The sequence below is a fragment of the Arthrospira sp. PCC 8006 genome, from assembly GCF_046480465.1.
GTDB classification, from domain to species: domain Bacteria; phylum Cyanobacteriota; class Cyanobacteriia; order Cyanobacteriales; family Microcoleaceae; genus Limnospira; species Limnospira platensis.
Genome location: NZ_PKGG01000419.1, coordinates 1 through 1,913 on the forward strand (window position 1 = coordinate 1; position 1,913 = coordinate 1,913).

The 1,913-nt window shown below is 44.7% G+C and carries 2 protein-coding genes, 1 tRNA gene and 1 pseudogene; 3 read left to right on the forward strand and 1 reads right to left on the reverse strand.

The genetic code is table 11. The features are described from left to right. From B9T16_RS28205 to B9T16_RS28215, 3 genes are all read left to right on the forward strand, one after another. Window positions 1-416 (forward strand): class I SAM-dependent methyltransferase (locus B9T16_RS28205; RefSeq protein ID WP_410246341.1); only part of this gene is annotated, 416 nt, incomplete at its 5' end. Window positions 417-637: 221 nt separating this feature from the next. Beyond that, a complete protein-coding gene (locus B9T16_RS28210; protein WP_410246342.1) occupies window positions 638-1,357 on the forward strand; it encodes an HAD family hydrolase in 720 nt (239 codons plus the stop codon). A gap of 40 nt (window positions 1,358-1,397) precedes the next feature. Continuing rightward, window positions 1,398-1,470, forward strand: a tRNA-Ala gene (locus B9T16_RS28215). Window positions 1,471-1,729: 259 nt separating this feature from the next. On the opposite strand, the pseudogene B9T16_RS28220 reads toward B9T16_RS28215, so the two are convergent. Beyond that, a pseudogene (locus tag B9T16_RS28220) lies at window positions 1,730-1,913 on the reverse strand (hypothetical protein); the annotation flags it as partial.

Genomic DNA, 1,913 nt, shown 5'->3' on the forward strand with positions numbered 1-1,913 from the left:
TCTATCATGGTTTAGCAGAAGAAAGCGATCGCTTTKAACCTCAATCTTTTGACTTAGTTTCCGCTTCTCTAGTTTTCCATGAAACCCCCCCAGAAATAGCCATAGCCATAGCGCGGGAGGCTTTCCGACTTCTGAAAGCCGGGGGAGAAGTAATGATTCTTGACGGTCATCAGAAAATCTTACGCCAAAACCCCTGGCTAACCGAAATTTTTGAGGAACCCTATCTTAAAGATTATGCCACCGGAAGCGTTGATGCAACTCTTGGGGCGGCGGGTTTTGCGAAAGTGCGATCGGAGGATATATGGTGGATAAATCAAGTTACCGTAGGTCTCAAACCGATTATTAACCATTCCCCCAACATCAATTCACAATGGGAACAACAGCCCAATCATAACCCATTTCCTGCCCCAGCCTAAGATAATTAATACTTTGGTAGGGGCGGGTTCTGCTGTCAATCTCAATTCCCACAGATAACACTCGTAAAACCGCCCCTACCCACCCCATATCCATCAATAATTGGTTATCATGTAGGGGCGGGTTCTGCTGTCAATCTCAATTCCCACAGATAATTATTAATTAATAATTATTAATTAATAATTTCCATAGATAACATTTGTCCATTATCCATTAACTGGGTATGAGTTTAAAGGCTGTTATTTTTGATTTTAATGGTGTAATTATCAATGATGAATCGATTCATGAACAGTTAATCGAGGAATTATTGTTAGCTGAAAATCTGCGGGTGAAACCAGATAAAATTCGTGAGGTTTGCTTAGGAAGAAGCGATCGCGCCTGTTTACAGGATTTACTCTCATTATACGGCAGAGTCGTAACTTCTGAGGAGCTAGAAAACCTGATCGCGCGGAAAGCACAAGCCTATCAACAGCGGTTAAATGCTATGTCAGACCTACCTCTATATGATGGGTTGCGGGAACTAATTACACGCATTCAGACGGCGAATTTGAAAATCGCCCTAGTTACCGGCGCTATTAGAGAGGAAGTTGAGTTAGTTTTGACTCGCGCGGGGTTGATTGATTATTTTTCCATCATTGTCGCTGGGGATGATATTACCACCAGCAAGCCGGAACCTGATGGCTATTTATTGGCGCTACAAAGGCTAAATTCTGCTGATGAGACCTTGAATTTGCAGCCGGAAGAGTGTTTAGCTATTGAGGATACTTTTGCTGGTATTGAGGCGGCGAAACGCGCGGGTATTCCTGTCGTGGGGGTAGCCCATACTTATCCTTTCCATATGCTACAGCGTCGCGCTGATTGGTGTGTGGACTATCTCCAGGACTTGGAGTTAGAGAGGATTTTGGGAATCTCTGGAGAAGTTGCACTATCGGAACCCGATTGATGTTATAATCGGCGGTTGTGTCCTATCTCTCTCTATACTTGGGGAATTAGCTCAGTTGGTAGAGTGCTGCGATCGCACCGCAGAGGTCAGGGGTTCGACTCCCCTATTCTCCATATCGCTTAAAAGCCTATTCTGGCTACGATAACCGGGAAACACTCAACCCGATAGTCGTACCGTTACACTCAAAATGCACTCCATTCAGTCTTAGCACACGGGACAATTAGTGCATATCCCTTAGCAATAAATCTTAATCATTGACGGGTTAATCAATAAGCACAACTTAATCAATATGTCAAATACCCATATCACCCCCCAGCAATTCTCATTTTGGAAATTCAACTGCTATCGGGTGGGATGTCTAACTCGAGACCCTCAAGCATAAAGGTCAGAAGGTGGTCCCAACTGTCGAAGTACAGTCTGGGTAAGCGCGCGCAAATCATTAAAGAAGGTTTGGCGCTTCGGTAAGTGCGCTCGTAGCAACTGGTACTTGTTATCGAGCAACTCCTGCAGGGTGTGGAAGAGCAGCGAGAGGATGTTGATGGTCCGGAGCAAGGAA

Excerpts from the sequence above, each read along its gene's own strand:
- B9T16_RS28210 (WP_410246342.1), top strand. The coding sequence starts at position 638 with ATGAGTTTAAAGGCTGTTATTTTTGATTTTAATGGTGTAATTATCAAT.